Source organism: Streptomyces sp. NPDC059989, from assembly GCF_042736975.1.
Taxonomy (GTDB): domain Bacteria; phylum Actinomycetota; class Actinomycetes; order Streptomycetales; family Streptomycetaceae; genus Streptomyces.
In genome coordinates this window covers 104,063-125,696 of record NZ_JBHWUO010000015.1, presented here as the reverse complement: position 1 = coordinate 125,696, position 21,634 = coordinate 104,063, and the positions used below count along the sequence as shown (strand labels likewise).

The following is a 21,634-nucleotide window of genomic DNA, read 5'->3' as shown; positions in this document are numbered from 1 at the left end:
CCGACATGCTGATCCCTCGTAGGGTCAAGCACCGCAAGCAGCACCACCCGAAGCGCCGCGGTATGGCCAAGGGCGGTACTGAGGTCTCGTTCGGCGAGTACGGCATCCAGGCGCTGACCCCGGCGTACGTGACGAACCGCCAGATCGAGGCGGCTCGTATCGCGATGACCCGCCACATCAAGCGTGGCGGCAAGGTCTGGATCAACATCTACCCGGACCGCCCGCTCACGAAGAAGCCTGCCGAGACCCGCATGGGTTCCGGTAAGGGTTCTCCCGAGTGGTGGATTGCCAACGTGCACCCGGGTCGGGTCATGTTCGAGCTGTCCTACCCGAACGAGAAGATTGCTCGTGAGGCGCTCACCCGCGCTGCTCACAAGCTTCCGATGAAGTGCCGGATTGTTCGGCGCGAGGCAGGTGAGTCGTGATGGCGACCGGAACGAAGGCGTCTGAGCTGCGCGAGCTCGACGGCGAGGCGCTCGTCGCCAAGCTGCGCGAGGCCAAGGAAGAGCTGTTCAAGCTCCGTTTCCAGGCGGCCACCGGCCAGCTGGAGAACAACGGTCGGCTCAGGTCGGTCCGTAAGGACATCGCTCGCATCTACACCCTGATGCACGAGCGTGAGCTCGGTATCGAGACGGTGGAGAGCGCCTGATGAGCGAGAAGAACGTGACTGAGACGAACGAGCGCGGTTTCCGCAAGACCCGTGAGGGTCTCGTCGTCAGCGACAAGATGGACAAGACCGTCGTCGTCGCTGTCGAGGACCGCGTGAAGCACGCCCTGTACGGCAAGGTCATCCGCCGTACGAACAAGCTCAAGGCGCACGACGAGCAGAACGCTGCCGGCGTCGGCGACCGCGTCCTCATCATGGAGACGCGTCCGCTGTCGGCGAGCAAGCGCTGGCGCATCGTCGAGATCCTCGAGAAGGCCAAGTAAGCACCTGAGGGGTTTCCCTTAGGTTCGTTCCGCCAGGCTCGGTGGGGGCGGTAGCTCTTCGGAGTGAGGCCCCCGCCGGGAACCGGCAGACAAACAGGAGATACACGTGATCCAGCAGGAGTCGCGACTGCGTATCGCCGACAACACTGGTGCCAAGGAAATCCTTTGCATCCGTGTTCTCGGTGGTTCCGGTCGCCGCTACGCGGGCATCGGTGACGTCATCGTCGCCACCGTCAAGGACGCGATCCCCGGTGGCAACGTGAAGAAGGGTGACGTCGTCAAGGCGGTCATCGTTCGCACCGTCAAGGAGCGTCGCCGCCAGGACGGCTCGTACATCCGCTTTGACGAGAACGCCGCCGTCATTCTGAAGAACGACGGCGACCCTCGCGGCACCCGTATCTTCGGCCCGGTGGGCCGTGAGCTGCGCGAGAAGAAGTTCATGAAGATCATCTCGCTCGCGCCGGAGGTGCTGTAAGCATGAAGATCAAGAAGGGCGACCTGGTTCAGGTCATCACCGGTAAGGACAAGGGCAAGCAGGGCAAGGTCATCGTCGCCTTCCCCGCCGACAACCGCGTCCTCGTCGAGGGTGTCAACCGGGTCAAGAAGCACACCAAGGCTGCGCAGAACCAGGCCGGTGGCATCGTGATCACCGAGGCCCCGGTCCACGTCAGCAACGTTCAGCTGGTTGTGGAGAAGGACGGCAAGAAGGTCGTCACCCGCGTCGGCTACCGCTTCGACGACGAGGGCAACAAGATCCGCGTTGCCAAGCGGACGGGTGAGGACATCTGATGGCTACCACTCCGCGTCTCAAGACGAAGTACCGCGAGGACATCGCGGGCAAGCTGCGTGAGGAGTTCTCCTACGAGAACGTCATGCAGATTCCCGGCCTCGTGAAGATCGTGGTCAACATGGGTGTGGGCGACGCCGCCCGCGACTCCAAGCTGATCGACGGCGCCATCCGCGACCTGACGACGATCACCGGTCAGAAGCCGGCCGTCACGAAGGCCCGCAAGTCCATCGCGCAGTTCAAGCTGCGCGAGGGTCAGCCGATCGGCTGCCACGTCACCCTCCGTGGTGACCGCATGTGGGAGTTCCTGGACCGTACGCTGTCGCTCGCGCTGCCGCGTATCCGTGACTTCCGTGGTCTGTCGCCGAAGCAGTTCGACGGCCGTGGCAACTACACCTTCGGTCTCACGGAGCAGGTCATGTTCCACGAGATCGACCAGGACAAGATCGACCGTACCCGGGGTATGGACATCACCGTGGTCACCACGGCGACCAACGACGCTGAGGGCCGCGCGCTCCTTCGTCACCTCGGCTTCCCCTTCAAGGAGGCGTAAGCGAGATGGCGAAGAAGGCTCTCATCGCGAAGGCTGCCCGCAAGCCCAAGTTCGGTGTGCGTGCGTACACCCGCTGCCAGCGCTGCGGTCGCCCCCACTCCGTGTACCGCAAGTTCGGCCTGTGCCGCGTCTGCCTTCGTGAGATGGCTCACCGTGGCGAGCTGCCGGGCGTGACCAAGAGCTCCTGGTAATTCCCTCTCGTCCGTAAGGACTTGAGCGGTACCAGGCACTCTCGGTAAGCATCTGGACGGTGGGTGCCCGGCCGCGCATGCCTTAGGCTTGTGTGGTTGGGCGTCCGCCGCCCATAACGACTTACTACGCCGTAGGTCCCCGCACCGCACCCGTCCCGCCACTGAGTGGGGAGAGGGATGGCGCATACAGGAAACCCCGGCGAGAGAGGCCGAAGGCCACTTCATGACCATGACTGACCCGATCGCAGACATGCTGACCCGTCTGCGTAACGCTAACTCGGCGTACCACGACACCGTCGTGATGCCGCACAGCAAGATCAAGTCGCACATCGCGGAGATCCTCAAGCAGGAGGGTTTCATCACCGGCTGGAAGGTCGAGGACGCCGAGGTCGGCAAGAACCTCGTCCTCGAGCTGAAGTTCGGGCCGAACCGTGAGCGCTCCATCGCGGGCATCAAGCGGATCTCGAAGCCCGGTCTGCGCGTGTACGCAAAGTCCACCAACCTGCCGAAGGTCCTCGGCGGCCTGGGCGTGGCGATCATCTCCACGTCCCACGGTCTCCTGACCGGCCAGCAGGCAGGCAAGAAGGGCGTAGGTGGGGAAGTCCTCGCCTACGTCTGGTAGTCGGGAACGGAGGAAAAGCAATGTCGCGAATCGGCAAGCTCCCCATCCAGGTTCCCGCCGGTGTGGACGTCACCATCGATGGCAGCACGGTTGCCGTGAAGGGCCCCAAGGGTTCCCTCACGCACACCGTTAAGGCGCCCATCGCAGTCGTCAAGGGTGAGGACGGCGTTCTTAACGTCACCCGCCCGAACGACGAGCGTCAGAACAAGGCCCTGCACGGCCTGTCCCGCACGCTGGTGGCGAACATGATCACCGGTGTGACCACGGGATACGTCAAGGCTCTCGAGATCAGCGGTGTCGGTTACCGCGTGGCCGCGAAGGGCTCCAACCTGGAGTTCCAGCTCGGCTACAGCCACCCGATCCTGGTGGAGGCGCCCGAGGGCATCTCCTTCAAGGTCGAGTCGCCGACCAAGTTCTCGGTCGAGGGCATCGACAAGCAGAAGGTCGGCGAGGTCGCCGCCAACATCCGCAAGCTGCGGAAGCCCGACCCGTACAAGGCCAAGGGTGTCAAGTACGCCGGCGAAGTCATCCGCCGCAAGGTCGGAAAGGCTGGTAAGTAGCCATGGCATACGGTGTGAAGATCGCCAAGGGCGACGCGTACAAGCGCGCTGCCAAGGCTCGCCGCCACATCCGCATCCGCAAGAACGTCTCGGGTACGGCGGAGCGTCCGCGCCTCGTCGTGACGCGTTCCAACCGCAACATCGTTGCTCAGGTCATCGACGACCTCCAGGGTCACACCCTGGCGTCGGCGTCGACCCTGGACGCTTCGATCCGCGGTGGCGAAGGCGACAAGAGCGCCCAGGCCCAGGCTGTCGGCGCGCTCGTCGCCGAGCGTGCCAAGGCTGCGGGTGTCGAGACCGTCGTGTTCGACCGCGGTGGCAACCGATACGCCGGGCGCATTGCCGCTCTGGCTGACGCCGCCCGCGAAGCCGGGCTGAAGTTCTAAGCCCCGGTTCCGGGACTCACGGACGTAACAGAGAGAGGTAATCCAATGGCTGGACCCCAGCGCCGCGGAAGCGGTGCCGGTGGCGGCGAGCGGCGGGACCGGAAGGGTCGCGACGGTGGCCCTGCCGCCGAGAAGACCGCTTACGTTGAGCGCGTTGTCGCGATCAACCGCGTCGCCAAGGTTGTCAAGGGTGGTCGCCGCTTCAGCTTCACCGCGCTGGTCGTGGTGGGCGACGGTGACGGCACTGTAGGTGTCGGTTACGGCAAGGCCAAGGAAGTTCCCGCGGCCATCGCCAAGGGTGTCGAGGAAGCCAAGAAGAACTTCTTCAAGGTTCCGCGCATCCAGGGCACCATCCCTCACCCGATCACGGGCGAGCGTGCCGCGGGCGTCGTGCTGCTGAAGCCGGCCGCCCCCGGTACCGGTGTTATCGCCGGTGGCCCGGTGCGCGCCGTTCTGGAGTGCGCCGGCGTTCACGACATCCTGTCGAAGTCGCTCGGCTCGTCGAACGCGATCAACATCGTGCACGCGACCGTGGCAGCGCTCAAGGGCCTGCAGCGTCCCGAGGAGATCGCGGCTCGCCGTGGTCTGCCCCTCGAGGACGTCGCCCCCGCGGCTCTGCTCCGTGCGCGTGCCGGGGCGGGTGCTGCGTAATGGCCCGCCTCAAGATCACGCAGACGAAGTCGTACATCGGTAGCAAGCAGAACCACCGCGACACGCTGCGTTCGCTCGGGCTCAAGCGCCTGAACGACGTGGTCGTCAAGGAGGACCGCCCCGAGTTCCGCGGAATGGTGCAGACCGTCCGCCACCTCGTGACGGTTGAGGAGGTTGACTAACATGGCTGAGAACAGCCCGCTGAAGGCCCACAACCTCCGTCCCGCCCCCGGTGCCAAGACCGCGAAGACCCGTGTCGGTCGTGGTGAGGCGTCGAAGGGTAAGACGGCCGGTCGTGGTACGAAGGGCCAGAAGGCCCGTTACCAGATCCCGCAGCGCTTCGAGGGTGGGCAGATGCCCCTCCACATGCGTCTGCCGAAGCTCAAGGGCTTCAAGAACCCGTTCCGCACCGAGTTCCAGGTTGTCAACCTGGACAAGCTCGGCGCTCTCTACCCCGAGGGTGGAGAGGTCACGGTGGCCGACCTGGTCGCCAAGGGCGCGGTTCGCAAGAACAGCCTCGTCAAGGTCCTGGGCCAGGGCGAGCTCTCCGTGGCGCTGCAGGTTTCGGTTGACGCCGTCTCCGCCTCCGCCAAGGAGAAGATTGCCGCTGCCGGCGGCACTGTCACCGAGCTCGTCTAAGACGAATTCAGTGGCTAAATAGCTCGAAACCCGACCGGGGATGCCTCACATATGGGGCATCCCCGGTTGGTCGTTCCACGGAAGGCACACTCGCCGGTAAGGTGGCGTGCACCTTTGCTTTGTCGTATACGTCGATCCCTCAGACCGTCACCTCTGACGCAGTAGCGCGGGGGTCGCAGGAGGCACCGTGCTCACCGCGTTCGCCCGGGCGTTCAAGACGCCCGACCTGCGCAAGAAGCTGCTCTTCACGCTCGGCATCATCGTGCTGTTCCGGCTCGGGTCCCACATCCCGGTACCCGGCGTGAGCTACAAGAACGTTCAGATCTGTGTCGACCAGGCAGGCAGCAGCAACGGGCTGTTCGGTCTGGTCAACATGTTCAGCGGCGGTGCGCTGCTGCAGATCACGATCTTCGCGCTCGGCATCATGCCGTACATCACGGCGAGCATCATCCTGCAGCTGCTGACCGTGGTCATCCCGAAGCTGGAGAACCTCAAAAAAGAGGGACAGTCCGGCACGGCGAAGATCACTCAGTACACGCGCTATCTGACGGTCGCACTCGCGATCCTGCAGGGCACCGGCCTCGTCGCCACCGCCCGCACTGGTGCCCTGTTCCAGGGCTGCCAGGTCGCCAGCCAGATCGTCCCGGACCGGTCCATCTTCACCACGATCGTCATGGTGGTCACCATGACCGCCGGCACCTGTGTCGTCATGTGGCTCGGTGAGCTCGTCACCGACCGCGGCATCGGCAACGGCATGTCGATCCTCATGTTCATCTCGATCGCCGCCGGCTTCATCGGCGCCCTCTGGCAGATCAAGCTCCAGGGCAAGATCGCCGACGGCTGGGTCGAGTTCGGTGTGGTCATCCTCGTCGGCCTCGCGATGGTCGCCCTGGTGGTCTTCGTCGAGCAGGCGCAGCGCCGGATCCCGGTCCAGTACGCGAAGCGCATGATCGGTCGCCGCGCGTACGGCGGCACCTCGACCTACATCCCGCTCAAGGTGAACCAGGCTGGTGTGATTCCGGTCATCTTCGCCTCGTCGCTGCTGTACATCCCGGCGCTGATCGTTCAGTTCAGCGGGTCCCAGGCAGGCTGGGCCACCTGGATCCAGAAGCACTTCGTCAAGGGCGACCACCCGTACTACATCGCGGCGTACTTCCTCTTGATCGTCTTCTTCGCGTTCTTCTACGTGGCGATTTCCTTCAACCCCGAGGAAGTTGCAGACAACATGAAGAAGTATGGTGGGTTCATCCCGGGTATTCGTGCCGGTCGACCCACCGCCGAGTACCTGAGCTACGTACTCAACCGGATCACCTGGCCGGGGTCGCTGTACCTGGGTCTCATCGCTCTTGTGCCGACGATGGCGTTGGCGGGCTTCGGAGCGAACCAGAACTTCCCGTTCGGCGGGACGAGCATCCTCATCATCGTGGGTGTCGGTCTGGAAACCGTGAAGCAGATCGAGAGCCAGCTCCAGCAGCGCAATTACGAAGGGTTCCTCCGCTGATGCGAATCGTCCTCGTCGGACCGCCCGGTGCGGGCAAGGGAACGCAGGCCGCGTTCCTTGCCAAGAACCTGTCGATCCCGCACATCTCCACGGGCGACCTGTTCCGGGCCAACATCAGCCAGGGCACCGATCTCGGCAAGCAGGCCAAGGCGTACATGGACGCCGGCGACCTGGTCCCCGACTCGGTCACCATCGGTATGGCCAAGGACCGGATGGAGCAGCCGGACGCCGCGAACGGCTTCCTGCTGGACGGCTTCCCGCGCAACGTCTCGCAGGCCGAGGCGCTCGACGTGATGCTCAAGGCCGAGGGCATGAAGCTCGACGCCGTCCTCGACCTGGAGGTCGAGGAGGACGAGGTCGTCAAGCGCATCGCCGGCCGCCGGATCTGCCGCAACGACTCCTCGCACGTCTTCCACGTGACGTACGCCCCGCCGAAGGCCGACGGTGTCTGCGACACCTGCGGCGGCGAGCTGTACCAGCGCGGCGACGACTCCGAGGCGACGGTGCGCAACCGGCTGGAGGTCTACCACACGCAGACCGAGCCGATCATCGACTACTACAAGGCCCAGGGCCTGCTGGTGACCATCCCGGCCCTCGGTGAGGTCGCGGACGTCACCAAGCGTGCGATGGACGCCCTGAAGAAGTAGTAGTACCCCTGCTGTGCAGGTTCCGGCCGCGGTGTCCCTCGGGGCGCCGCGGCCGTCTGCATGAAGCGGGCGGGACGACATCAGCCAATAATTGAGGCACCACAGCGGAGAGCAACCACCTCCGCGAGAGCGGCGGCGGTTTAGCCGCAAAGAGGGGAAGGCGTTTTTCATGGTCCAGATCAAGACCCCCGAGCAGATCGCGAAGATGCGCGAGGCGGGGCTGGTCGTCGCGGCGATCCACGCGGCGACCCGTGAGGCGGCCGTTCCGGGCGCCACGACGCGGGATCTGGACATGGTGGCCCGCAAGGTGATCGCGGACGCCGGGGCCAAGTCGAACTTCCTCGGCTACGGCGGGTTCCCCGCGACCATCTGCACCTCGGTGAACGAGGTCGTCGTCCACGGCATCCCGGACGACAAGACGGTCCTCAAGGACGGCGACATCATCTCGATCGACGCCGGCGCGATCGTCGACGGCTGGCACGGCGACGCCGCCTACACCGCCTTCGTGGGCACTGGGCACTCCCCTGAGCTCCTGGAGCTCTCCCGGGTGACCGAGGAGTCCATGTGGGCCGGCATCGCCGCCATGAAGCTCGGCAACCGCCTCGTGGACATCTCGAAGGCGATCGAGACGTACATCAAGCGCCAGCCCCGCCCCACCACCGGTGAGCACAGCCTCGGCAAGTTCGGGATCATCGAGGACTACGGCGGCCACGGCATCGGGTCCGAGATGCACATGGACCCCCACCTGCTGAACTACGTCTCGCGCAAGCGGGGCAAGGGGATCAAGCTCGTCCCCGGCGTCTGCCTGGCGATCGAGCCGATGGTCTCCCTGGGCACGGCCCAGACGGAGGTCCTGGCGGACGACTGGACGGTCATCACGACGGACGGCACCTGGTCCTCGCACTGGGAGCACTCCATCGCGCTGACGGAGGCGGGGCCCATCGTCCTGACCTCCCCGGACTGCGGTAAGGCCAAGCTGGCGGAGTACGGGGTCACCACGGCCCCCGACCCCCTCGACCTGGCCGGTTAATGATCTACACTCTGGGGCAAACTTTCCGGATTCGTCTTTCTGGGTGCCCTGACGTAGACTGACTCGTCGGCTCTCGTGCACTTCCATGCCTGCATGGCGCACGAAGCCGATCAAGGTAGCCGATTCGAAAGGCGAAGCGTGGCCAAGAAGCAAGGTGCCATCGAAATCGAGGGCACCGTGATCGAGTCCCTCCCGAACGCGATGTTCAAGGTGGAACTCCAGAACGGTCACAAGGTCCTCGCGCACATCAGCGGCAAGATGCGCATGCACTACATCCGCATCCTCCCTGATGACCGGGTCGTCGTGGAGCTGTCTCCGTACGACCTGACGCGTGGCCGGATCGTCTACCGATACAAGTAGATCTTGTCCTCACTCCTGCCTGGGCGTCCGTCCCGGTGCGGGTGGTGGCACTGACCCGGAGAACCTCACCAACATGAAGGTCAAGCCGAGCGTCAAGAAGATCTGCGACAAGTGCAAGGTGATCCGCCGTCACGGTCGGGTCATGGTCATCTGCGACAACCTGCGCCACAAGCAGCGCCAGGGCTGACGCACGCCGACCGACCTGCCTTAACGCAGTTCTTCGCGCGACGTAAGAAAACGTACATACGCAGAACCCGCCCAGCCCGTATCAGGGCCGGCGGCACCTCCGGCGGGGGCCGGGGACCCGGGCGTACCACCACCCACTTCGGGTTGGTCGGCGGTCGGGGTCGGTTCTGTGGAAGACCCCCGAACACACAGGAGCCATTGAATGGCACGCGTTTCCGGTGTTGACATCCCGCGCGAAAAGCGTGTGGAGATCGCACTCACCTACGTCTTCGGTATCGGGCGCACCCGGTCCAAGGAGATCCTCGCCTCCACCGGCGTGAACCCGAACACCCGCGTTCGTGACCTGGCCGAAGAGGACCTCGTCAAGATCCGCGAGTACGTGGACGCCAACCTCCGTACCGAGGGTGACCTCCGCCGCGAGATCCAGGGCGACATTCGCCGCAAGATCGAGATCCAGTGCTACCAGGGTATTCGCCACCGTCGTGGCCTCCCGGTGCACGGTCAGCGCACCAGCACGAACGCGCGTACCCGCAAGGGCCCGCGTCGCGCGATCGCCGGTAAGAAGAAGCCGGGCAAGAAGTAGTCCTGTTCAGCGGTCTTGCGCTGTAGGACCGACCACCTCCCGTAGGAGATTTAGATGCCCCCCAAGGGTCGTCAGGGCGCTGCCAAGAAGGTGCGCCGCAAGGAAAAGAAGAACGTCGCTCACGGGCACGCCCACATCAAGAGCACGTTCAACAACACCATCGTTTCGATCACCGACCCCTCGGGCAACGTGATCTCCTGGGCCTCCGCCGGCCACGTCGGCTTCAAGGGCTCGCGCAAGTCCACCCCCTTCGCCGCGCAGATGGCCGCCGAGTCGGCCGCCCGCCGCGCGCAGGAGCACGGCATGCGCAAGGTCGACGTCTTCGTCAAGGGTCCCGGCTCCGGCCGTGAGACCGCGATCCGCTCCCTCCAGGCCACCGGCCTCGAGGTCGGCTCGATCCAGGACGTCACCCCCACCCCGCACAACGGCTGCCGCCCGCCGAAGCGCCGCCGCGTCTGACGCAGCGGACGCACCTGTGCGTTCTTGAGTGTCCGGGCGGTACGACCCCTTCGGGGGCCGTGCCGCCCGTACCCTTGCAGTAGCCGTACTCCGGTACGGCATCCGTCGGGCGTCAAATAGTGGGCGTCCACGAATGAAGGAACACAGACATGCTTATCGCTCAGCGTCCTTCGCTGACCGAAGAGGTCGTCGACGAGTACCGCTCGCGGTTCGTGATCGAGCCGCTGGAGCCGGGCTTCGGCTACACGCTCGGCAACTCGCTCCGCCGCACCCTGCTGTCCTCGATCCCGGGTGCCGCTGTCACCAGCATCCGCGTGGACGGCGTCCTGCACGAGTTCACCACCGTGCCGGGTGTCAAGGAAGACGTCACCGACATCATCCTCAACATCAAGCAGCTGGTCGTCTCCTCGGAGCACGACGAGCCGGTCGTGATGTACCTGCGCAAGCAGGGTCCCGGCCTGGTCACCGCCGCTGACATCGCGCCCCCGGCCGGTGTCGAGGTGCACAACCCGGACCTGGTCCTCGCCACGCTCAACGGCAAGGGCAAGCTGGAGATGGAGCTGACCGTCGAGCGCGGTCGCGGCTACGTCTCCGCCGTCCAGAACAAGCAGCTGGGCCAGGAGATCGGTCGCATCCCGATCGACTCCATCTACAGCCCGGTCCTCAAGGTCACCTACAAGGTCGAGGCGACCCGAGTCGAGCAGCGCACCGACTTCGACAAGCTGATCGTCGACGTCGAGACCAAGCAGGCCATGCGCCCGCGTGACGCCATGGCGTCCGCCGGTAAGACCCTGGTCGAGCTGTTCGGTCTGGCCCGCGAGCTCAACATCGACGCCGAGGGCATCGACATGGGCCCCTCGCCGACGGACGCGGCCCTGGCCGCCGACCTGGCGCTGCCGATCGAGGAGCTGGAGCTCACCGTTCGGTCGTACAACTGCCTCAAGCGCGAGGGCATCCACTCCGTGGGTGAGCTCGTCGCCCGCTCCGAGGCCGACCTGCTCGACATCCGCAACTTCGGTGCGAAGTCGATCGACGAGGTCAAGGCGAAGCTGGCCGGCATGGGCCTGGCCCTCAAGGACAGCCCGCCCGGATTCGACCCGACCGCCGCCGCCGACGCCTTCGGCGCCGACGACGACGCGGACGCCGGTTTCGTCGAGACCGAGCAGTACTAGAAAAGCTTGTGGGGGGCTCGCGCCCCCCACACCCCCTCTCGCGACCGCCTGAGGGAACTGACTCCGGTACCTGACACGGCCGGTGCAGATTTGAAGGAGTAACAATGCCGCGTCCCGCAAAGGGTGCCCGCCTGGGCGGCTCCGCCGCGCACGAGAAGCACCTCCTCGCGAACCTCGCGAAGGCGCTCTTCGAGCACGGCCGCATCACCACCACCGAGGCCAAGGCCCGCCGCCTGCGTCCCTACGCCGAGCGTCTGGTCACCAAGGCCAAGAAGGGCGACATCCACAACCGTCGCCTGGTGCTGCAGACGATCACGGACAAGAGCATCGTGCACACGCTGTTCACCGAGATCGCCCCGCGCTACGAGAACCGCCCCGGTGGTTACACGCGCATCACCAAGATCGGCAACCGTCGTGGCGACAACGCCCCGATGGCCGTGATCGAGCTGGTCGAGGCCCTTACGGTCGCCCAGCAGGCCACTGGTGAGGCCGAGGCCGCCACCAAGCGCGCGGTCAAGGAGGCGGAGGCTGTCGAGACCCCCGCCGAGGAGACCAAGGAGGCCTGATCCCGCTTCGGGATCGAGCTTGCTTGATCGGCTCTGAACGGGCCCGCCCCTTCCCGGGGCGGGCCCGTTCTGCATTTCGGTGACTCTGAGAGGATCTGTCACGTGAGTGACGAGGTGGAGCCCGGGCACGTCCGGGTGCGGCTGGACCTGAGCTACGACGGCAAGGACTTCTCCGGCTGGGCGAAGCAGCGCGTGCTGCGCACCGTCCAGGGCGAGCTGGAGTCGGCCCTGCAGACCGTCATGCGGCTGTCCGAGCCGGTCGAGCTGACCGTGGCCGGGCGTACCGACGCGGGCGTGCACGCCCGCGGGCAGGTCGCGCAGTTCGACCTGGCCGAAGAGGTGTGGGCCGAACACCACGACAAGCTGCTGCGCCGCCTCGCGGGCCGGCTGCCGCACGACGTACGGGTGTGGAAGGTCGCCGAGGCCCCCGAGGGCTTCAACGCCCGGTTCTCCGCCATCTGGCGCCGCTACGCCTACCGCGTCGGCGACCACCAGGGCGGGGTCGACCCGCTGCGCCGCGGACACGTGCTGTGGCACCAGTGGCCCCTGGACGTGGACGCCATGAACGAGGCCGCGGCCCCGCTGCTCGGCGAGCACGACTTCGCCGCGTACTGCAAGAAGCGCGAGGGCGCCACGACCATCCGTACGCTCCAGCAGCTCAGCTGGGAGCGCGGAGCGGACGGGATCATCACCGCGACCGTCCGCGCCGACGCCTTCTGCCACAACATGGTCCGCTCGCTCGTGGGCGCCCTGCTGCACGTCGGGGACGGCCACCGGCCGACCGACTGGCCCGGCAAGGTGCTGCGGGCCGCCGTACGGGACTCCTCGGTGCACGTGGTCAAGCCGCACGGGCTGACCCTGGAGGAGGTCGGCTACCCGGCGGACGAGCTGCTGGCCGCGCGCAGCAAGGAGGCGCGGAACATGCGCACCCTGCCGGGGGCCGGCTGCTGCTGACCTGCCGGGGGCTAATCCGTTTGGGCGGATCGCGGCCGGACCTGGACAATGCCCCGCATGGGACATCTCGAAGCCAGCCACCTGGAGTACTACCTTCCCGACGGGCGGGTCCTCCTGTCGGACGCCTCCTTCCGGGTGGGGGAGGGGTCCGTGGTCGCCTTGGTGGGGGCGAACGGCGCCGGCAAGACCACCCTCCTCAAGCTGATCTCCGGTGAGCTCCAGCCGCACGGCGGCGGGACCACCGTGAGCGGCGGCCTCGGCGTGATGTCGCAGTTCGTGGGCTCCGTACGGGACGAGAGCACCGTCCGGGACCTGCTCGTCTCGGTGTCCCAGCCCCGCATCCGGGAGGCCGCGAAGGCCGTGGACCGGGCCGAGGAGCTGATCCTGACGGTGGATGACGAGAAGGCCCAGATGGCCTACGCGCAGGCGCTCAGCGACTGGGCCGACGTCCAGGGCTACGAGGCGGAGACCCTCTGGGACGTCTGCACCATGGCCGCCATGGGCATGCCGTACGACTCCGCGCAGTTCCGCGAGGTGCGCACCCTGTCGGGCGGCGAGCAGAAGCGGCTGGTGCTGGAGGCCCTGCTGCGCGGGCCCGACGAGGTGCTGCTGCTCGACGAGCCGGACAACTACCTCGACGTCCCCGGCAAGCGGTGGCTGGAGGAGCAGCTGCGCGCGACCCGCAAGACGGTGCTGTTCATCAGCCACGACCGCGAGCTGCTGGCCCGGTCCGCCCAGAAGATCGTCAGCGTCGAGCCGGGCCTGGACGGCTCCGACGTGTGGATGCACGGAGCGGGCTTCGACACCTTCCACGCGGCGCGCCGGGAGCGCTTCGCGCGCTTCGAGGAGCTCAAGCGCCGCTGGGAGGAGAAGCACGCCCAGCTGAAGAAGCTGGTGCTCAGCCTGCGCCAGGCGGCGTCGATCAGCCACGAGCTGTCCTCCCGGTACGCGGCCGCGCAGACCCGGCTGAAGAAGTTCGAGGAGGCCGGCCCGCCGCCCGAGCCGCCGCGCGAGCAGGAGATCACCATGCGGCTCAAGGGCGGCCGCACCGGCGTGCGCGCGCTGACCGTGGAGAACCTGGAGCTCACGGGCCTGATGAAGCCCTTCTCCCTGGAGGTCTTCTACGGGGAGCGGGTCGCGGTGCTCGGCTCGAACGGCTCCGGGAAGTCGCACTTCCTGCGGCTGCTGGCGGGCGAGGACGTCGAGCACACCGGCACCTGGAAGCTGGGCGCCCGCGTGGTCCCCGGCCACTTCGCGCAGACGCACGCGCACCCCGAGCTGTTCGGCCGCACGCTCGTCGACATCCTGTGGACGGAGAGCGCCAAGGACCGGGGCGCGGCGATGTCCGTGCTGCGCCGCTACGAGCTGGAGCGGCAGGGCGACCAGCCGTTCGAGAAGCTCTCGGGCGGCCAGCAGGCGCGGTTCCAGATCCTGCTGCTGGAGCTGGCCGGGACCACGGCGCTGCTGCTGGACGAGCCGACGGACAACCTGGACCTGGAGTCCGCGGAGGCGCTCCAGGACGGCCTGGAGGCCTACGACGGCACTGTGCTGTGCGTCACGCACGACCGCTGGTTCGCGCGCACTTTCGACCGTTACCTGGTCTTCGGTTCGGACGGTGTGGTGCGGGAGACTACGGAGCCCGTCTGGGACGAACGTAGAGTCGAACGGCAGCGGTAAGCGGTAGGAGCGAGGGGGAGGCGTTGTGGGCCTGCGGCCTAGCATCTGGCTCATGAAGTGGGACGGCCCCGACGCCGGGAACCGCCTGGTCGACCGGCTGCTGCGGCCGTCCTCGCGCCCCCTGCAGCTCGTCTCCCTCGCGGTGGTCCTGGGGATCTGCGTCTCCACGAGCCTGCGGGAGAACTGGGGCTCGGACAACGCCTTCGTCGTCAAGGCCGCGCAGACGCTGCTGGCGGGCGGCTCCCCGTACGAGGACAAGCGCTTCCTGTACCTGCCGAGCGCGGTGCTCATGGCGGTCCCCGAGGCGATGCTGCCGCAGACGCTCCTGAGGTGGGTGCTGCCGGTCGGGATGTCCGGGCTGCTGGGCGCCGGCTGGGTGGCCGCTCTGCGGCTGTTCTCCGTGCCGCTGCGCTCGCGCCTGGCGGTCGGCGGGTTCGCGGTCCTGGCCATCGCCTACAAGCCGTACGTGAACCTCGTGCTGATCGGCAACTGGACGGCCATCTCGGCGGCCGCGCTGCCGGTGGCGCTGCTGCTCGCGCACCGCAGGGCGTGGGGGGCGGCCGGGCTGGTGGTCGGGCTGGCGATCGCCTGCAAGCCGATGCTGGTGCCGATCGGGCTGCTGTTCCTGCTGGCCAGGCAGTGGCGGGGGCTGGCCGCGGCCGTGCTGGTGCCGCTGGGGATCTCGCTGGCCGGCGCGCTGATGATGCCGAGCCCGTCGCTGTTCTTCACCAAGACCCTGCCGTTCCTGTTCCAGGGGCAGGACTCCTACGCGCTGCCGTGGGACGCCTCGCCGATCGCGGTGCTGCCGCGGCTGGGGGTGCCGGAGCCGCTGGCGATGCTGGTCGCGTTCGCGGGGGCCGGGGCCGGGCTGTGGGGCGCCTGGACGCGGTGGCGGCGGCCGGACGAGTCCGACCAGGGGCAGCTGCGGCTCGTGGAGACGGCCTGCATGGTGATGCTCGCCGCATTCCTGGTCTCGCGCCCCTCCTTCGACCACTACCTCCTGGTGGTGCTTCCGCTGCTGCTGGCCTCGGGGGTGCGGCCCGGCTCGATGCCCCGCTCGCCCTGGTTCTGGCTGGCCCTGACGCCCCAGGTGGTCCTGGTCCCGTGGCCCTCGGAGCTGGCCCACAAGCGGCGTGCGTTCAAGGACTGCGCCACCCTGTGCGGGCTCGCCGTTCTGCTGGCGCGTCGTGCACTGCGCTCCGGACGGGTTACTCTGGAGCCCGTAACAACTGCGGGGTCCCCACCCAGGACCGAACCGGAGTGCGCCGCGACGCCAGCAGAATCGGCATCGCGGACCGCGTTTTGACCCGTACGGGTCTGCTTGGGTACCCTGCTGGTTTGTTATGCGTATTGGCTTTCTCATTCTCACGTGAAAGGGCCTTGCGCCGGTCCACCGGACCGATGACCAGCAGTTCGCACAGTTCACCGGGTTGCGTCCCCGTTGTGAACGAGGGCTGTCGTGATCGTCCGTGGTGACCCTGTCAGGACCTTCCCGTGGGGCTTGCGCCCTTGGGATACCACCACTGAAGAAGCGAAGGCATACGCGTGCGTACGTTCAGCCCCAAGCCCGGCGACATCTCGCGCCAGTGGCTCGTCATCGACGCCCAGGACGTTGTCCTCGGCCGTCTGGCGACCCAGGCCGCTGCCCTCCTGCGGGGTAAGCACAAGCCGACCTACGCCCCCCACATGGACATGGGCGACTTCGTCATCATCGTCAACGCCGACAAGGTTCACCTGTCCGGCAACAAGGCGTCGCAGAAGATGGCGTACCGCCACTCCGGCTACCCGGGTGGTCTCCGCTCGGTGCGCTACGACGACCTCCTGGCGAACAACCCGGAGAAGGCCGTCGAGAAGGCCATCAAGGGCATGCTCCCCAAGAACACCCTGGGCCGTCAGATGCTCTCGAAGCTGAAGGTCTACTCGGGCGACCAGCACCCCCACGCTGCCCAGCAGCCGGTGCCGTTCGAGATCACCCAGGTCGCGCAGTAGTTCCGGCCACCCCCTAAGACGTAGAAAATTCTGAGGAGCATCGTGGCCGAGACCACCGCCGAGACGACCCCCGTCGACGAGTTCGAGGGCAACGTCGAGGAGTACACCAGCGAGTCTGAGGTCGTCGTCGAGGGCGACTACACCTCCGAGTCCCTTGCCGGTCGCTTCGGCGACCCCCAGCCGGCCGCCGGCCTGGGCCGTCGCAAGAACGCCATCGCCCGCGTCCGGATCGTTCCGGGCACCGGCAAGTGGAAGATCAACGGTCGCACCCTTGAGGACTACTTCCCCAACAAGGTGCACCAGCAGGAAGTCAACGAGCCGTTCAAGCTGCTCGAGCTCGACAACCGCTACGACATCATCGCCCGCATCTCGGGTGGCGGCGTCTCCGGCCAGGCCGGCGCCCTGCGCCTCGGTGTGGCCCGTGCGCTGAACGAGGCGGACGTGGACAACAACCGCCCGGCGCTGAAGAAGGCCGGCTTCCTCTCCCGCGACGACCGTGCGGTCGAGCGCAAGAAGGCCGGTCTCAAGAAGGCCCGTAAGGCTCCGCAGTACAGCAAGCGTTAATCTGCGCCTGCTGTTCAGCAACGAAACCGCCCCGGCAGCACTCTCCGTGCTGTCGGGGCGGTTCGTTTACCGCCACAAGCGGCAAATACCTGTCACAAGCGGTCACAGACGAAGCGGAAACTCGGGAGGACAACAGTGGGACGACTCTTCGGGACGGACGGTGTACGCGGCGTTGCCAACGCGGATCTGACGGCGGAGCTCGCGCTCGGCCTCTCCGTGGCGGCAGCCCACGTACTGGCGGAGGCAGGCACCTTCGCGGGCCACCGGGCCACGGCCGTGGTCGGCCGGGACCCCCGGGCCTCCGGCGAATTCCTCGAGGCGGCGGTCGTGGCCGGCCTCGCGAGCGCGGGCGTGGACGTCCTGCGCGTCGGTGTGCTGCCCACCCCGGCGGTGGCGTATCTCACCGGTGCGCTGGGTGCCGACCTCGGCGTGATGCTCTCCGCCAGCCACAACGCCATGCCGGACAACGGCATCAAGTTCTTCGCCCGCGGCGGCCACAAGCTCGCCGACGAGCTGGAGGACCGCATCGAGTCCGTCTACGACGAGCACCGCACCGGCGCTCCCTGGGACCGGCCCACCGGCTCCGGCGTGGGCCGCGTCTCCGACTACACCGAGGGCTTCGACAAGTACGTCGCCCACCTCATCGGGGTCCTCCCCAACCGCCTCGACGGCCTGAAGGTCGTCCTCGACGAGGCCCACGGCGCCGCCGCGTACGTCTCGCCCGAGGCCTTCGCGCGGGCCGGCGCGGAGATCATCACGATCGGCGCCGAGCCGGACGGCCTGAACATCAACGACGGCTGCGGCTCCACCCACCTCGGCCTGCTCAAGGCGGCCGTCGTCGAGCACGGCGCCGACTTCGGCATCGCGCACGACGGCGACGCCGACCGCTGCCTGGCCGTGGACGGCACCGGCGCGGAGGTCGACGGCGACCAGATCCTCGCGGTGCTGGCACTGGCCATGCGCGAGGCCGGGCAGCTGCGCGAGAACACCGTCGTCGGCACCGTCATGTCGAACCTGGGGTTCAAGCTGGCGATGGAGGCCGAGGGCATCCAGGTCGTGCAGACCGGCGTCGGCGACCGGTACGTGCTGGAGTCGATGAAGGAGCACGGCTACGCGCTGGGCGGCGAGCAGTCCGGCCACGTGATCATCCTCGACCACGCGACGACCGGCGACGGCACGCTGACCGGCCTGCTGCTGGCGGCGCGGGTCGCGGCCACCGGCAAGTCCCTGGCCGAGCTGGCCGGCGTCATGCAGCGGCTGCCGCAGGTGCTGGTCAACGTTCCCGACGTGGACAAGTCCCGGGTCACCACCTCCGCCGAGCTGGCCGCGGCCGTGGCCGACGCCGAGCGCGAGCTGGGCACCACCGGGCGCGTGCTGCTCCGTCCGTCCGGTACCGAGCCGCTCGTACGGGTGATGGTGGAGGCCGCCGACATCGAGCAGGCCCGCGCGGTCGCGGGCCGGCTGGCGGACGTCGTGAAGTCGGCGCTCGGCTAGTCCGTAGGCAGTTCGTTCAGGTGCGTGGCGCACCCGGTGGCCGGATCATCCGGTCGTGCTGGGTGCGCCACAGCAGTTTCCAGAACACCAGGGTGAGCGTGCCCGCGAGGACGATGCCCGCCAGATTGAGCAGCAGCTGCACGGCCGAGCCCCACATCTGGCCGAACTCGCCGTAGCTGAGTGCCACGGCGGCATTGGCGGCGGCGGGGACCGTGGTGACCGAGATGGCGACCCCGACCAGCGCCCCGGCCTTCGCCGAGGTCAGCGACAGCACCCCCGCCACGCCGGCGAGCAGGGCCACGACGAACGAGAACGGGTCGGGCTGCCAGATGAAGCTGGTGTTCGGGCGGGGCCGGTCCAGCATGCCCGGGTGGAACAGGTCGAGCGCGTCCATCACCAGGCTGAACACCGTGGTCGCCACGATCGCCGCGGCGAAGCCGACCAGCAGGGCGACCATCGAGCGCCCGGCGAGCTTCGGGGCGCGCTGCACCAGGCCCGTGCAGATGCCGGCGAGGGGTCCGAACTCGGGCCCGACCGCCATGGCGCCCACGATCAGGATCGCGTTGTCCAGGACCACACCGCAGGCCGCGATCATCGTCGCGACGATCATGAATGCGGCGTAGGTGATCGTGAGGGTGGACTCGTCATGGGTCGCCTCGGCCAGCTGCTCCCAGATCACGGCGTCGGCGGCCTCGCCCGGAGCCTCTTGCTCCGCCTTGTCGGCCCGCTCGGAGATGGACAGGTCGATGTGCTCCACGGCGATCGACCCGGTCTTGTCGATGCCGAGCGCCAGCATCTCCACGAGCAGCTCGTCGGCCGCCTCGCGGGCGACGTCGCACAGGACGAGGTCGCCCTCGGGGTTGCGGGCGGCGCCGGGCAGCAGCACCAGGTGGGTGGTGCCGACCGTCTGGTCGATCAGCGTGACCACCCGGTCCGTGAGGTGGTGCGGGGTGATCATCCGCAGATGCATCATGCCCGCACCCTAGCCAGGCGGGCCCTAGAGCTTGCGGAGGCTCAGCTTCTGCACCTTGTGGTCCGGGCCCTTTCGGACGACCAGGGTGGCCCGGCCGCGGGTGGGGGCCACGTTCTCCAGCAGGTTGGGCTTGTTGATGGTCCGCCACATCGTCTGCGCGTACGCCAGGGCCTCCTCCTCGGAGACCTGGGTGTACTTGCGGAAGTAGGAGAAAGGATTCTGGAACGCCGTCTCGCGCAGCTTCCGGAACCGGTTGAGGTACCAGCGCTCGATGTCCTCGGGGCGGGCGTCCACGTACACGCTGAAGTCGAAGTAGTCGGCGAGGCCGACGCGGGTGCGGCCGTCCTTGCCGGGGAGGGCCGGCTGGAGCACGTTGAGGCCCTCGACGATGAGGATGTCCGGGCGGCGTACGACGAGCTCCTCGCCCGGGACGATGTCGTAGATCAGGTGCGAGTAGACCGGGGCCCTGACCTCGTCCTTGCCGGCCTTGATGTCGGCGACGAAGCGGGTGAGCGCGCGGCGGTCGTAGGACTCGGGGAAGCCCTTGCGGGAGGTGAGCCCGCGCCGCTGGAGCTCCTTCATCGGGTAGAGGAAGCCGTCGGTGGTGACCAGCTCCACGCGGGGGTGCTCGGGCCAGCGCGCGAGGAGGGCCTGGAGCAGACGGGCCACGGTGGACTTGCCGACGGCGACGGAGCCGGCGACCCCTATGACGAAGGGGGTGCCCTGCTGGGCGCCGTGGCCGTTGCCCGCGTCGCCGAGGAAGGTGTTGAGGGTGCCGCGGAGGTTGCTGGTGGCACCGACGTAGAGGTTGAGCAGGCGGGAGAGCGGGAGGTAGACGTCGCGGACCTCGTCGAGGTCGATGACGTCACCGAGGCCGCGCAGCCGCTCGACCTCGTCGGCCGTCAGCGGCAGCGGGGTGCGCTCGCGCAGGGCGCTCCACTCGGCGCGGGTGAGGTCGACGTACGGCGAGGCCTCGGGGCCCCGGCGGTGGGCGGCGGGGCGCGTGGGGTGCCCCTCCTGGCCGGCGCGCTCCGTTGCGTCGTCCGGCGTGCTGCTTCGTGGCGGCGAAGTGATCACACCGCCATTGTCGGGGCTCGGGGGCCGTCGTGGGTGGTGTGGTCGGTCACGTACGTCAGGTCCGGGCAGGGCCCGCTCTGCGCGGTTGCACGGAGGCGGTACCGATTCGAGGTTCCTGGGGTCTCGTGCCGGTCACGATTGGCCGCGGGCACCGAAAAATGCCGGAGGGGTGATCGTTTCGGCAGTAGATTGCCGGATACCGCAGTCATGCAGCATGCGCCCCGCTGTGCGGGGGCGCCGCTCCTGCGGTTCCTGTTCTCATTGTTCGTGGGGGAGTCCTTTCGTGCGTACCGCTCTTGTCCGTCGTACCGTCCTGACCGCGTCCGCGGTGTCCCTGGCCCTGCTGAGCACCGCCTGCGGCGCCGACAAGGCCGACACCAAGCCGGACGCCAAGCCGTCCGCGGGCGCCGCTTCGAGCTCCGCGGCCGCGCCCGCCGGGAAGGCGAAGACGGACGCCGAGCTCGCCGGCGTGATCGTGGTCCAGGCCGACCTCCCCGAGCACGTGGTCAAGGCGGCCACCCCGGCCGAGGCCGCTGCGGCGGCCGGTGCCACCAGCGACAAGGCCGAGTGCCTGCCGCTGGTCAAGGCGCAGTCCATGGCCGCGATCGGCACCGCTGCCGGCACCGCCCGCACCAAGGCCGTCGCCAAGCCCGCGCAGCCGGCGGAGAACGCCAGCCCCGAGGAGAAGGCGAAGGCCGCGATGGGCGCCCTGGGCGCCACCGCCACCGCCGTCACCCTGGCCTCGTACGAGGGCAAGGGCGCCGAGGAGGCCTTCACCGCCATCAAGACCGCGGGCACGGCCTGCGCCGGCGGCTACACGGGCAGCCAGTCGGGCGACTCGCTGAAGATCACCAAGGTGGCTCCGGGCGCTTCCGTCACCGCCGGCGACGGCGCACTCGCCTACACGGTGGTGGGCGACGCGGACGGCGAGCCGCTCACCATGGAGCTCGTGGTCGTGCGCAAGGGCAACACCCTCGCGACCTTCTCCGCCGTGAGCCTGACCGGCACCGCCGAGCAGCCGAAGGCCGTCGTGGACGCGCAGGTCAAGAAGCTCGGCTGAACCCCGGGGCAGTGACACGTCAA

General features: G+C 67.8%; 31 protein-coding genes. 29 read left to right on the top strand and 2 right to left on the bottom strand.

Annotation, left to right across the window (positions count from 1 at the left end):
• Positions 1 to 5 precede the first annotated feature (5 nt).
• The 28 genes from rplP (at position 6) to glmM (ending at position 18,501) form a co-directional block, all read left to right on the top strand.
• Entirely contained in the window at positions 6 to 425 is a 420-nt protein-coding gene (gene rplP, locus ACFWBN_RS16125; protein ID WP_030026326.1) for a 50S ribosomal protein L16, read from the top strand.
• Positions 425 to 649, top strand: a complete 225-nt coding sequence (rpmC, locus tag ACFWBN_RS16120) for a 50S ribosomal protein L29 (RefSeq protein WP_385176878.1) — start codon at positions 425 to 427, stop codon at positions 647 to 649. Before rplP ends, rpmC begins: the two co-directional genes overlap by 1 nt.
• On the top strand, positions 649 to 930 hold the full coding sequence (rpsQ, locus tag ACFWBN_RS16115) for a 30S ribosomal protein S17 (RefSeq protein ID WP_030026328.1): 282 nt from the start codon (positions 649 to 651) through the stop codon (positions 928 to 930). The genes rpmC and rpsQ overlap by 1 nt, the downstream gene beginning before the upstream one ends.
• Positions 931 to 1,036: 106 nt before the next feature.
• The gene (gene rplN, locus ACFWBN_RS16110) at positions 1,037 to 1,405 is read left to right on the top strand and encodes a 50S ribosomal protein L14 (RefSeq protein WP_008739701.1); all 369 of its coding nucleotides are present in this window, start codon (positions 1,037 to 1,039) and stop codon (positions 1,403 to 1,405) included.
• Positions 1,406 to 1,407: 2 nt separating this feature from the next.
• Complete coding sequence (gene rplX / locus ACFWBN_RS16105) at positions 1,408 to 1,719, top strand: 50S ribosomal protein L24 (protein WP_030008468.1); 312 nt, start codon at positions 1,408 to 1,410, stop codon at positions 1,717 to 1,719.
• Positions 1,719 to 2,270 carry a 50S ribosomal protein L5 gene (rplE, locus tag ACFWBN_RS16100; protein WP_030154702.1) on the top strand — a complete coding sequence of 184 codons (552 nt, stop codon included), beginning with the start codon at positions 1,719 to 1,721 and terminating at the stop codon, positions 2,268 to 2,270. Before rplX ends, rplE begins: the two co-directional genes overlap by 1 nt.
• Before the next feature lie 5 nt (positions 2,271 to 2,275).
• Positions 2,276 to 2,461 carry a type Z 30S ribosomal protein S14 gene (locus tag ACFWBN_RS16095; protein ID WP_003956452.1) on the top strand — a complete coding sequence of 62 codons (186 nt, stop codon included), beginning with the start codon at positions 2,276 to 2,278 and terminating at the stop codon, positions 2,459 to 2,461.
• 223 nt (positions 2,462 to 2,684) lie between these two features.
• Positions 2,685 to 3,083 (top strand): 30S ribosomal protein S8, encoded by a 399-nt coding sequence (rpsH, locus tag ACFWBN_RS16090; protein ID WP_007265911.1) that lies wholly within the window; start codon positions 2,685 to 2,687, stop codon positions 3,081 to 3,083.
• A 20-nt stretch (positions 3,084 to 3,103) separates the two neighbouring features.
• The gene (gene rplF, locus ACFWBN_RS16085; RefSeq protein ID WP_328927161.1) at positions 3,104 to 3,643 is read left to right on the top strand and encodes a 50S ribosomal protein L6; all 540 of its coding nucleotides are present in this window, start codon (positions 3,104 to 3,106) and stop codon (positions 3,641 to 3,643) included.
• 2 nt (positions 3,644 to 3,645) lie between these two features.
• Positions 3,646 to 4,029: a 50S ribosomal protein L18 gene (gene rplR / locus ACFWBN_RS16080; protein WP_030026334.1), complete on the top strand. Its 384-nt coding sequence runs from the start codon at positions 3,646 to 3,648 to the stop codon at positions 4,027 to 4,029.
• A 45-nt stretch (positions 4,030 to 4,074) separates the two neighbouring features.
• Positions 4,075 to 4,680, top strand: a complete 606-nt coding sequence (gene rpsE, locus ACFWBN_RS16075) for a 30S ribosomal protein S5 (RefSeq protein ID WP_362055123.1) — start codon at positions 4,075 to 4,077, stop codon at positions 4,678 to 4,680.
• Entirely contained in the window at positions 4,680 to 4,862 is a 183-nt protein-coding gene (gene rpmD / locus ACFWBN_RS16070; protein WP_053682614.1) for a 50S ribosomal protein L30, read from the top strand. Before rpsE ends, rpmD begins: the two co-directional genes overlap by 1 nt.
• Position 4,863: 1 nt before the next feature.
• Positions 4,864 to 5,319, top strand: a complete 456-nt coding sequence (gene rplO, locus ACFWBN_RS16065; RefSeq protein WP_008739693.1) for a 50S ribosomal protein L15 — start codon at positions 4,864 to 4,866, stop codon at positions 5,317 to 5,319.
• Between the two features lie 187 nt (positions 5,320 to 5,506).
• Entirely contained in the window at positions 5,507 to 6,820 is a 1,314-nt protein-coding gene (secY, locus tag ACFWBN_RS16060) for a preprotein translocase subunit SecY (protein ID WP_376660048.1), read from the top strand.
• Positions 6,820 to 7,467, top strand: a complete 648-nt coding sequence (locus tag ACFWBN_RS16055) for an adenylate kinase (protein WP_385176873.1) — start codon at positions 6,820 to 6,822, stop codon at positions 7,465 to 7,467. The genes secY and ACFWBN_RS16055 overlap by 1 nt, the downstream gene beginning before the upstream one ends.
• A gap of 169 nt (positions 7,468 to 7,636) precedes the next feature.
• Positions 7,637 to 8,497 carry a type I methionyl aminopeptidase gene (map, locus tag ACFWBN_RS16050; protein WP_385176871.1) on the top strand — a complete coding sequence of 287 codons (861 nt, stop codon included), beginning with the start codon at positions 7,637 to 7,639 and terminating at the stop codon, positions 8,495 to 8,497.
• Positions 8,498 to 8,635: 138 nt separating this feature from the next.
• On the top strand, positions 8,636 to 8,857 hold the full coding sequence (infA, locus tag ACFWBN_RS16045; protein ID WP_003956442.1) for a translation initiation factor IF-1: 222 nt from the start codon (positions 8,636 to 8,638) through the stop codon (positions 8,855 to 8,857).
• Positions 8,858 to 8,930: 73 nt separating this feature from the next.
• Entirely contained in the window at positions 8,931 to 9,044 is a 114-nt protein-coding gene (gene rpmJ, locus ACFWBN_RS16040) for a 50S ribosomal protein L36 (RefSeq protein ID WP_003956441.1), read from the top strand.
• Positions 9,045 to 9,245: 201 nt separating this feature from the next.
• Entirely contained in the window at positions 9,246 to 9,626 is a 381-nt protein-coding gene (gene rpsM, locus ACFWBN_RS16035; protein ID WP_007265919.1) for a 30S ribosomal protein S13, read from the top strand.
• 54 nt (positions 9,627 to 9,680) lie between these two features.
• Complete coding sequence (rpsK, locus tag ACFWBN_RS16030) at positions 9,681 to 10,085, top strand: 30S ribosomal protein S11 (protein ID WP_003956432.1); 405 nt, start codon at positions 9,681 to 9,683, stop codon at positions 10,083 to 10,085.
• Positions 10,086 to 10,234: 149 nt separating this feature from the next.
• Complete coding sequence (locus ACFWBN_RS16025) at positions 10,235 to 11,257, top strand: DNA-directed RNA polymerase subunit alpha (protein ID WP_008739666.1); 1,023 nt, start codon at positions 10,235 to 10,237, stop codon at positions 11,255 to 11,257.
• A 104-nt stretch (positions 11,258 to 11,361) separates the two neighbouring features.
• Positions 11,362 to 11,823 carry a 50S ribosomal protein L17 gene (gene rplQ / locus ACFWBN_RS16020; RefSeq protein WP_030154710.1) on the top strand — a complete coding sequence of 154 codons (462 nt, stop codon included), beginning with the start codon at positions 11,362 to 11,364 and terminating at the stop codon, positions 11,821 to 11,823.
• A 102-nt stretch (positions 11,824 to 11,925) separates the two neighbouring features.
• Positions 11,926 to 12,777: a tRNA pseudouridine(38-40) synthase TruA gene (gene truA, locus ACFWBN_RS16015; RefSeq protein ID WP_385176865.1), complete on the top strand. Its 852-nt coding sequence runs from the start codon at positions 11,926 to 11,928 to the stop codon at positions 12,775 to 12,777.
• A gap of 48 nt (positions 12,778 to 12,825) precedes the next feature.
• The gene (locus ACFWBN_RS16010; protein ID WP_385176863.1) at positions 12,826 to 14,454 is read left to right on the top strand and encodes an ABC-F family ATP-binding cassette domain-containing protein; all 1,629 of its coding nucleotides are present in this window, start codon (positions 12,826 to 12,828) and stop codon (positions 14,452 to 14,454) included.
• Between the two features lie 52 nt (positions 14,455 to 14,506).
• A complete protein-coding gene (locus tag ACFWBN_RS16005; protein ID WP_385176861.1) occupies positions 14,507 to 15,760 on the top strand; it encodes a glycosyltransferase family 87 protein in 1,254 nt (417 codons plus the stop codon).
• A gap of 239 nt (positions 15,761 to 15,999) precedes the next feature.
• Positions 16,000 to 16,443, top strand: a complete 444-nt coding sequence (gene rplM / locus ACFWBN_RS16000) for a 50S ribosomal protein L13 (RefSeq protein ID WP_008739660.1) — start codon at positions 16,000 to 16,002, stop codon at positions 16,441 to 16,443.
• 42 nt (positions 16,444 to 16,485) lie between these two features.
• Positions 16,486 to 17,007 (top strand): 30S ribosomal protein S9, encoded by a 522-nt coding sequence (gene rpsI / locus ACFWBN_RS15995; RefSeq protein WP_150518302.1) that lies wholly within the window; start codon positions 16,486 to 16,488, stop codon positions 17,005 to 17,007.
• A gap of 135 nt (positions 17,008 to 17,142) precedes the next feature.
• Positions 17,143 to 18,501, top strand: coding sequence for a phosphoglucosamine mutase (glmM, locus tag ACFWBN_RS15990; RefSeq protein ID WP_385176857.1), 1,359 nt, complete (start codon positions 17,143 to 17,145; stop codon positions 18,499 to 18,501).
• A 16-nt stretch (positions 18,502 to 18,517) separates the two neighbouring features.
• On the opposite strand, the gene ACFWBN_RS15985 is transcribed toward glmM, so the two are convergent.
• Positions 18,518 to 19,474, bottom strand: a complete 957-nt coding sequence (locus tag ACFWBN_RS15985) for a DUF389 domain-containing protein (protein WP_385176854.1) — start codon at positions 19,472 to 19,474, stop codon at positions 18,518 to 18,520.
• Between the two features lie 24 nt (positions 19,475 to 19,498).
• Positions 19,499 to 20,551: a type I pantothenate kinase gene (gene coaA, locus ACFWBN_RS15980; protein ID WP_385176852.1), complete on the bottom strand. Its 1,053-nt coding sequence runs from the start codon at positions 20,549 to 20,551 to the stop codon at positions 19,499 to 19,501.
• A 283-nt stretch (positions 20,552 to 20,834) separates the two neighbouring features.
• Between coaA and ACFWBN_RS15975 the strand changes: the two genes are divergently transcribed.
• On the top strand, positions 20,835 to 21,611 hold the full coding sequence (locus ACFWBN_RS15975) for a hypothetical protein (RefSeq protein WP_385176850.1): 777 nt from the start codon (positions 20,835 to 20,837) through the stop codon (positions 21,609 to 21,611).
• Positions 21,612 to 21,634: the final 23 nt, after the last annotated feature.